Annotated in this window: 7 protein-coding genes and 1 pseudogene; 4 read left to right on the forward strand and 4 right to left on the reverse strand. The window is 65.3% G+C overall.

Features of this window, described 5'->3' with window-relative positions; all coding sequences use genetic code 11:
• Positions 1-424 precede the first annotated feature (424 nt).
• Positions 425-1,252, forward strand: coding sequence for an alpha/beta hydrolase (locus tag ACIBJF_RS50730; RefSeq protein ID WP_365335505.1), 828 nt, complete (start codon positions 425-427; stop codon positions 1,250-1,252).
• Positions 1,253-1,515: 263 nt separating this feature from the next.
• Here the strand turns inward: ACIBJF_RS50730 and ACIBJF_RS50735 are convergent, their stop codons facing one another.
• Positions 1,516-1,959: a VOC family protein gene (locus tag ACIBJF_RS50735; protein WP_399184680.1), complete on the reverse strand. Its 444-nt coding sequence runs from the start codon at positions 1,957-1,959 to the stop codon at positions 1,516-1,518.
• Between the two features lie 605 nt (positions 1,960-2,564).
• Positions 2,565-3,152 carry a TetR/AcrR family transcriptional regulator gene (locus ACIBJF_RS50740; protein WP_316768582.1) on the reverse strand — a complete coding sequence of 196 codons (588 nt, stop codon included), beginning with the start codon at positions 3,150-3,152 and terminating at the stop codon, positions 2,565-2,567.
• On the opposite strand from ACIBJF_RS50740, the gene ACIBJF_RS50745 reads away from it, so the two are divergent.
• The 3 genes from ACIBJF_RS50745 to ACIBJF_RS50755 all read left to right on the forward strand — a co-directional run bounded on the left by ACIBJF_RS50745 (position 3,151) and on the right by ACIBJF_RS50755 (position 5,893).
• On the forward strand, positions 3,151-3,288 hold the full coding sequence (locus tag ACIBJF_RS50745; RefSeq protein WP_365335509.1) for a hypothetical protein: 138 nt from the start codon (positions 3,151-3,153) through the stop codon (positions 3,286-3,288). The two genes, ACIBJF_RS50740 and ACIBJF_RS50745, sit on opposite strands and share 2 nt — an antisense overlap.
• Positions 3,289-3,546: 258 nt before the next feature.
• Positions 3,547-4,296, forward strand: coding sequence for a glucose 1-dehydrogenase (locus ACIBJF_RS50750; protein WP_399184676.1), 750 nt, complete (start codon positions 3,547-3,549; stop codon positions 4,294-4,296).
• A gap of 277 nt (positions 4,297-4,573) precedes the next feature.
• Positions 4,574-5,893 carry an IS4 family transposase gene (locus ACIBJF_RS50755; protein WP_399184677.1) on the forward strand — a complete coding sequence of 440 codons (1,320 nt, stop codon included), beginning with the start codon at positions 4,574-4,576 and terminating at the stop codon, positions 5,891-5,893.
• 197 nt (positions 5,894-6,090) lie between these two features.
• Here the strand turns inward: ACIBJF_RS50755 and ACIBJF_RS50760 are convergent, their stop codons facing one another.
• On the reverse strand, positions 6,091-6,738 hold the full coding sequence (locus ACIBJF_RS50760; protein WP_399184678.1) for a cysteine hydrolase: 648 nt from the start codon (positions 6,736-6,738) through the stop codon (positions 6,091-6,093).
• Between the two features lie 709 nt (positions 6,739-7,447).
• Positions 7,448-7,669: pseudogene (locus ACIBJF_RS50765) on the reverse strand (IS982 family transposase); the annotation flags it as partial.
• Between the last annotated feature and the right edge of the window lie 135 nt (positions 7,670-7,804).

Here is a 7,804-nt window from a genome sequence, read left to right on the forward strand (position 1 = left end):
TCGTCCTCGTTCCCGATCCCGCCACCAGATCACACGATCAAGCTCGCCGTACGGACCGCCATCGAACACCCCGGGGTTGGAAAACAGCTAGTCACAGAACGAGTAGTAACGACGGGTGATCGCCTGGCTGCCGTCCGCCACCGGTGGTGATGTTCAGGGCGGGTGGGTGACTGTGCCCCGGGTGGCGTAACCGGTGAATTCTCCTGACCGTGGATCCCGCAGCATGTATGGACCACCGTACGAGACAGACCACTTCCTCGCCTGTCAGGCAACGGCCGTCCCACTCGTACCGAAGCGGTGCTTACAAACGCGCTGAATCGCTGCCCCGCAATTATGTTGACCTCATGCGGCGCCGCTTTCCCGTCACATCCTCGGAGGGCGTGACGTAAGGGGCCCGCGAGCGGACATCGAGAGGAGCGCAACCATGCCCTTCGCCACCTCCGAGGACGGCACGCAGATCTTCTACAAGGACTGGGGCTCGGGCCAGCCCGTGCTCTTCTCCCACGGCTGGCCGCTCACCGCCGACGCCTGGGACCCCCAGATGAAGCTCATGGTGGACAACGGATTCCGCGCCATCGCTCACGACCGGCGCGGTGGCGGCCGCTCCGGTCAGCCCTGGGACGGCAACAACCTCGACACGTACGCCGACGACCTGGCCGCGGTCATCGAAACCGAAGACCTGCACGACGTCATTCTGGTCGGGCACTCCACCGGCGGCGGCGAAGTCACCCGCTACATCGGCCGGCACGGCACGGCACGGGTCGCCAAGCTGGTCCTGCTCGGCGCGATCCCGCCGCTGATGCTGAAGACGGAAGCCAACCCTGAGGGCCTGCCGATCGAGGTGTTCGACGAGATCCGCCAGGGTGTGCTCACCGACCGCTCGCAGTACTACAAGGACCTCAGTGCCCCGTTCTACGGTGCCAACCGTGAGGGCTCGACCGTCTCCCAGGGAACGCGTGACGAGTTCTGGCTCTGGAGCATGACAGTCGGCATCAAGGGCGCCTACGACTGCATCAAGGCGTTCTCCGAGACGGACACGACCGAGGACCTGAAGAAGGTCGATGTGCCGACACTGATCGTGCATGGCGACGACGACCAGATCGTGCCCATCGTCTCCGCGGGCGCCAAATCATCCAAGATCGTCAAGGGCGCGCAGTACAAGGTCTACGAGGGCGCGCCTCATGGCCTTGCGATGGTGCCCAAGTACGCCGAGATCTTCAACAAAGACCTGCTTGAGTTCGCGCGGAGTTAGGGGCGGCTCGCACCTCGGTGAATGGCAGCACTGCCGCTGGAACTGCTGGGAATCGGCGCTGTGAATTGGCCGCCCGGGAGGGCCGGCTCATCGCCTGACAGACCGCGCGTTGGCCGCATGCGCAAAGGGCATTCGCCGGCCGGCCGCCGCACACCTGCGTTAGGCAGCGGCGGCGGTCGGCGGCGCTCCCGAACCATGTCCCGGACAACTACGTCCGGAGCGGCTGAATCTGGCTCGGCGGCCAGGTTGATCGGTTCGCCGTGTCAGCCGACCGGGCTTGCGCCTTGCTGGAAGACGTTGATGAGATTTCCGTCGTTGTCACGGATCGCGGTCGAGATACTGCCGTCGCCGAGGTCCATCTGCTCCCAGACGGTCGTCACCCCAAGCTCACGGAAGGTGCGGGTCACGCTGTCGAGGTCCTCGACACGGAAGACCAGGGCCTTGTTGCCGATCGGGCGGATGTGCGCGGGGGGCTCTGCCGTCAGTTCAGGGATCCGCACACCGTTTGCGGGCTGAAGGAGCTCCAGCCGAAAACCGGGCCCCTCCAAGAAGGCAACGTCCGCTCCGATGGCGTCGAAGCGGGACTTCGCCAGCAGGGTGAGGCCGAACACCCGGTTCCACCACTGGATCGACGCGTCGAGGTCACTGACGGAAATCGTCACGTTGTGGAGGCTGTAGGTGAAGAGCGGCTGGGGAGGGGTGGTCATGGTGATCACTTTTCGTTGGGCGTGTGCAGTCGTTTGCGGAGGGGCACGCGAGACCTCGCGCAGTCCCGCCCGGCGTTTCCCTGCCGGGCAGCGGAACAGTCTGTATCTGTCTACCGCCGACCCGAAGTCCCCTTGCAGTAGCGAATCCGCGGGTCGCAGTTCAAAGGTAGAGCTTATGGACCGTTCAGTCAAGAACGGTAGGTCTCCTTCGAATGCGTTGCGAAGTCAGCCGATCAATGCACTATTTGAGTGCTCGCCGCGTCGTCGGCATGCGAAAGAGAGCCGCGAACAAGGTCCTGTGCGGGAATCTGGAGGGCTCGCCCGCAGCGCTCGTGTGAAACGGTCCGGCGCCGTCGGCTGCCAGAGCGTCGTCCGGCCCGCGGTGAGGCGCAGTCGATGGCGGAGCCGCACGGCCGAAGAGGGCCCGCTGAAGGGCATGACGAAAGGGGCGGGCCGGCAACTGTGCCGGGGCGGGCGGCCGGGCCACTCGTGGGAACGTTCGAAGGGCAGGTGTGCTGGACGCTCGCGCGCCGATCCCAGGCGGGCCCACCCCGATCGCTGTTTGTCGGCATATCACCTGTCGACGATGCCGACCCGCAGGATGGTCAGTGCCGGGACAGCTGCTTGAGGGCGGCCTGGCCTATCTGCAGCAGAGCTGAGCCGTCCATGTCGGTCTTGGCGAGAAACTCGATGCCCTGCATGACGGCGAGGAGCAGTCGCCCGAGCTCCTGGGCGTCCGCGCTCGGTTCGACCGTCCCGTCGTCCTGGGCTTCCTTTACGCAGGCGATCAGAAGATCTTCGACCGCTTGATAGGTGGTCCGGGCCCGGGAGACCACATCCGGATCGTTGCTGTGCAGCTCGGACGTGCTGTTGACCAGAAGACAGCCGCGGCGCTGCGGGTCCTCCGTGAATCCCTTGGCCACCCCCTCAACGAGCAGGGTCAGGCGTTCGAAGGGCGTCCCGGGCCCGGTGAGGACCGCCCGGACGCCGTTCAGCTGTTCCTCGCGGTAGCCGTCCAGTACGTGCAAGAACAGCTGCCGCTTGTCGCCGAAGGCGCCGTACAGACTTCCCTTGCCCAGTCCGGTGGCGTCCGTCAGGTTCTGCAGTGATGTAGCCGCGTACCCCTGATTCCAGAACTGCTCGCGCGCAGACTCCAGTACCTGGTTGTCATCGAAATTCCGCGGTCGTCCCATGGCAACAGCATACGTTCTTCTTGACCTATCGGTCCAGATCGTCGGGCACGCAGCACAGGCCCGGCTGCTCGCGGTGACACGGGAGGACCTGGGCGTTCCCCTCGTCGCCGCCGTGCAGGGCCGCCGTGCAGGGTGAGGCCGGGCGACAGGGAGCGTGCAATGCATGGCTCTCCGCCAGGGGTTTTCCCGGCGCCCTCGCGGACAGGCCTGCGCGGCCGCCCTGTCGCGCCTCGACAGCGTGCCGGCGGTCACGTTTTTGTCCGTACGGTCCATAACAAGGTTCTTTACCGTATAGTCCATAACTGGGCTCGGGGCCGTCCGGTTCGGGCTGTAAAACCGCAGTGACACTTGGTGCACGACTTCTGGCGTTCGCACCGGACAGGAGTAAACGATCATGGGACAGCTTGACGGGAAGACGGCAGTCATCACCGGAGGCAACAGCGGAATCGGACTGGCCACCGCCAAGCGATTCGCACGTGAAGGCGCCCACGTGTTCATCACCGGCCGCCGGCAGGAGGCCCTCGACGCCGCGCTGGCCGAGATCGGCGGCGAAGCCACCGCCGTCAGGGGCGACGTCGCGGATCTCGCGGACATCGACCGCCTCTACGCGGCTGTCGCCGAGCGAGGCCGGCCCATCGACGTACTGTTCGCCAACGCGGGCGGCGGTCAGTACGCTGCTCTTGAGCAGGTCACCGAGGAGCACTTCGACGCCACCTTCAACATCAACGTACGGGGAATGCTCTTCACTGTTCAGAAGGCCATTCCGCTGCTCAACGACGGCGCCTCGGTGATCCTGACCGGATCGACTGCCGCAACCTCAGGCGGCGCCGCCTTTGGCGTGTACGCCGCGTCCAAGGCCGCGGTCCGTTCCTTCTCGCGCACCTGGGCCAACGAACTAAGCGGCCGCGCGATCCGGGTGAACACCCTGGTCCCCGGCCCGATCGTCACCCCGGGCATCACCGGCCTGGCTGCCGACGCCGACCAAGCCGCACAGATGAGGGACGCCTTCGCCAGCCAGATTCCGCTGGGTCGCATGGGGCACCCAGACGAGGCCGCTGCTGCCGCACTGTTCCTCGCCAGCAATGAGAGCAGCTTCGTCACCGGATCCGAGCTTTTCGTGGATGGCGGACTCAACCAGATCTGATCGCAGCAAGACGATGCGCTGTGCCTGTCCCGGCGAAGACGACAGTCGCCCTGTCCGCGTCGCGATCACACCGGTAGTCACACCGAACCTAACGGGCGGGCGCAGCCCCGCCAGTGTGTACGCAAACGATGGCATCCGGAACCTGAGGTTGATCCAAGGCCGGGTAGTTAGCGTTTTCGCAGGTTACGCAAGGGAGTTGAGAAAGTCCTGATATGGAGCAACGGAGCTCGTTGGTACAGGCAGTCGTCCAAGACAGCTTGTTCCCGAAGGAGCTCCGTTGCCCGAGCATTGTGTCCTGCCACCGCCGCTGGCGACCATCACCCGTACGGTCATAGTGGCCGCGGGTCGGTTCGCGCCGGGCCATCTGGGAGAGCTGACGCCGATCATGCCGTTCGAGCTGGTCGATGCGGTCTTGTCGGAGACACGGACCGTGCAGCGCCGGCTGCGGGATCTTCCCTCGCGGGTCGGGGTCTACTTCCTGCTGGCGATGTGTCTCTTCCCCGAGGTCGGCTATCGGCTCGTGTGGGCCAAACTGACGGCCGGCCTGTCGGGGATTCCGGTTGTCCGCCCGAGCACGAAGGCGCTCCGTGACCTGCGCCGAAGGCTCGGCAGCACGCCGGTGCGGGCGTTGTTCGAGGTGCCGGCCGGGCCGTTGGCCCGGCCGACCACGTCGGGGGTGCGGTTCGGTCCGTACCGGACGGTGTCATTCGACGGCTGCAGCTCGATCAAGGTGCCGGACAGCGAGCGCAACCGGGAGTGGCTGGGGCGGTGCCCACATGGCGGGTATCCCCAGGCCGAGCTGATGACGCTGGTCGAGACCGGCACCCGGGCCGTGATCGCAGCGGTCTTCGGCCCCACCCGGGAGGGCGAGACCTCCTACGCCACCAGGCTGATGCACCATCTGAGCCCCGAGATGCTGGTGCTGTGGGACCGGGGCTTCGACAGCAACGACTTCCTCACCGCCGTGCACGCCACCGGCGCACAGCTCCTGGGCCGCATCTGCCAGCGCCGCCGCCCACCGGTCCTGACGCCGCTCGCCGACTCCTCCTACCTCTCGGTCATCGGCGGCATCCCGGTGCGGATCATCGAAGCCCAGGTGAGCATCACCTGCACCGACGGCAGCACGTTCGAGGGCTCCTACCGCCCGGCCACCACGCTCCTGGACGCCCGCCGCTACCCCGCCGACCGCCTCGCGCACCTCTATCACGAGCGCTGGGAGCACGAGAGCGCCTACTACGCGCTGCGCCACACCATCCTGCACGGACGCGTCCTGCGCTCGCACGATCCGGCGGGCGTCGAGCAGGAGATGTGGGCCCTGCTCACCCTCTATCAGCTCCTGCGCCGCACCATGGTCCAGGCTGCGGAGTCCCAGCCGGGCACCGATCCCGACCGCTGCGGTTTCACCATCGCCCTCCAAACAGCCCGTGACCTACTGGTAGGTGCGGACGGCATCTTCGAGCAGGGCATCGGAGAGATCGGCCGGCGGCTCCTGTCGGCGCTGTCGCCCGCACGGCGGGCCCGCGTCAGCACCCGCACGGTGAAGTCTCCCATCTCCGTTACGCGGAAAGGAAATTCGAATTTCCACAGTATCCCCTAACTGTGCTGACCTGAAACCCGCTGGTCGGTGGTCCGTAACCGTGGTTGCCACCGACGCGTCGTTCCGGGAGCCGGCCACGAAGGGACGATGCGTGTTCCCACAGCGCTTCCCGCGCAGTGGGCCGCTGACTGCCGGCGCTGGTTGAGGCGTGCTTATCGGATGGGGCGAGAGGGCTGTTTTACCGGCGGCGACCCCCCTCAGTGCATCAGGTCGACTAGTTCGTCCGTCGACAGCAAAGCATGGGCGATGAAGCGGTAGTTGATCATGGCCGCCTGATAACCGTCGCCCCAGACCGGGTGTCGGGGTCCAGCTGTTGCATCCCTGACCACGGCGACTTCAAATCCCTCCTCGATGAGGTGGCGCATATGGGACTCAACGCACATGTTCGCCAACATCCCACCAAGAATAATTCCTTGAATTTTTCGCTTGCGCAATTGTAGTACCAGGTCGTTGGTTTCCGGCCCGAATACTTTGTGCGGGCTTGCGACCACCGTTCTGCCGTCCTCGATGTAGGGTTTGAAGCGGTCCAGCCAGTCTGCCCCGGAGTTCCGGAATCCCGTCAGATCGAGCTGTCCCGCCCGTGCGAAGGTATGTGTCTCCAGTTCGTTTGTCTCCAGCGGACCGTTCATTCGCCAACCGTTGTCGGTCGGGTAGAAGTAATGGGGCGAGATGAAGACCTCGTATCCGGCCGCCTTCGCTACCTCGAAGATTCTCTCCATATTCTCGACGGTCCTGTTTTCTGTGACGCTCGCCCCCACCGCGTCCCAGTTCGCTCCGTCCTCGCTCAGCACGTCGTTTTGTGGATCGATGAACACAACCGCCGTGTCGGTCTTATTGAATTCCACTTGCCCGCTCCTCATGCGATTAACAGGCCACTGGTCTGATGGGCATTGGTGCAGCGGGTGCCCTTCTGGAGCACATTCCGGTCCGGTGACTAGTGGTTTTTCCACGTGCACCTTGGAGCGCGTGCCCCGAGGAGGCGCTGTCCCGGCTATTCGGCTCTCCGTCCACTTTGCCCCATCGCGGGACCTTCTGCCTCGGTGAGTCACCTCGGTCGCTGCAGCCATCCGGAGGCGTGAACGGCCGTGGCGAGGGGGATACGAGATCTGGTGCTCCAGTCAGACTCCTGGTCCTGAGCTGTTTCTTCTTTGGTAGTGGCAGCGGCGGCGGGCTTTGGCTTGGTGGCGCCTGCGCCGGGGGGACCATTTTTGGGCGTGGAGATGTCCGTCGTGGTGGGGACGGGGATGCGGCAGGAGGGTGTTCAGCAGGCGCCTGGTCTCTGCCACGGTTACCGGAGCGGGGTCTGCTGTCCCCCTTGCATCGCGGGGCGCCCGGGCGGCGAGCGCGGTCAGGATGGCGTGGGGGAGCTCTCTGTCGCCGCAAGCCTGTCGCTGCCAAGCATCACCCGGTGCTTCGCCGATGGGCTGGTCGCTCCGCCGAATTGCGGTCAGCGACGTGCTCTGCTGGAACTCGGGCACGGCGATCACGTAGCCGACGCCGAGTTGTTCGAGCAGGCGGCCCACAGCGCATCCCTAGATGATCTATTCCAAGGGGTCAGTGATCGAACGCGGTCAGCGAGCGTAGGACGTCTTGTCCGGTGTGGTCGTTGTGCCATATCGCCGTGGTCAGGGCGAGGATGCGTTGCATTACGCGAGCGATGACGCCGTTGGGTGTGCGTCCGCGGTGGCGTTCGAGGTCGAGCTGGCCCTTGAAGGTCTCGTTGATTGACTCGATGATCTGCCGCAAAGGCTTGAAGAGGTGTGCGCCCGGCCGTTCCGGGGCTGGCTGCGGGTCGGGGTATTGGAGGGCGGGGTCAATGAGCCTTTCCCGGTAACCGACGGTCGCTGAGGGTGATCGCCTCCGGGAGTCTCGTGGTGTACTCCCAACTCCGGGCAGACGTAAGGCCCCTGG

The organism is Streptomyces sp. NPDC050743 (assembly GCF_044456925.1).
In the GTDB taxonomy this organism is placed as follows: domain Bacteria; phylum Actinomycetota; class Actinomycetes; order Streptomycetales; family Streptomycetaceae; genus Streptomyces.

Bases quoted from the DNA above. Each gene is read 5' to 3' on its own strand.
- ACIBJF_RS50745 (WP_365335509.1), top strand. From the start codon at position 3,151: ATGGCAACAGCATACGTTCTTCTTGACCTATCGGTCCAGATCGTCGGG.
- ACIBJF_RS50735 (WP_399184680.1), bottom strand. From the start codon at position 1,959: ATGACCACCCCTCCCCAGCCGCTCTTCACCTACAGCCTCCACAACGTG.
- ACIBJF_RS50730 (WP_365335505.1), top strand. From the start codon at position 425: ATGCCCTTCGCCACCTCCGAGGACGGCACGCAGATCTTCTACAAGGAC.
- ACIBJF_RS50750 (WP_399184676.1), top strand. From the start codon at position 3,547: ATGGGACAGCTTGACGGGAAGACGGCAGTCATCACCGGAGGCAACAGC.
- ACIBJF_RS50740 (WP_316768582.1), bottom strand. From the start codon at position 3,152: ATGGGACGACCGCGGAATTTCGATGACAACCAGGTACTGGAGTCTGCG.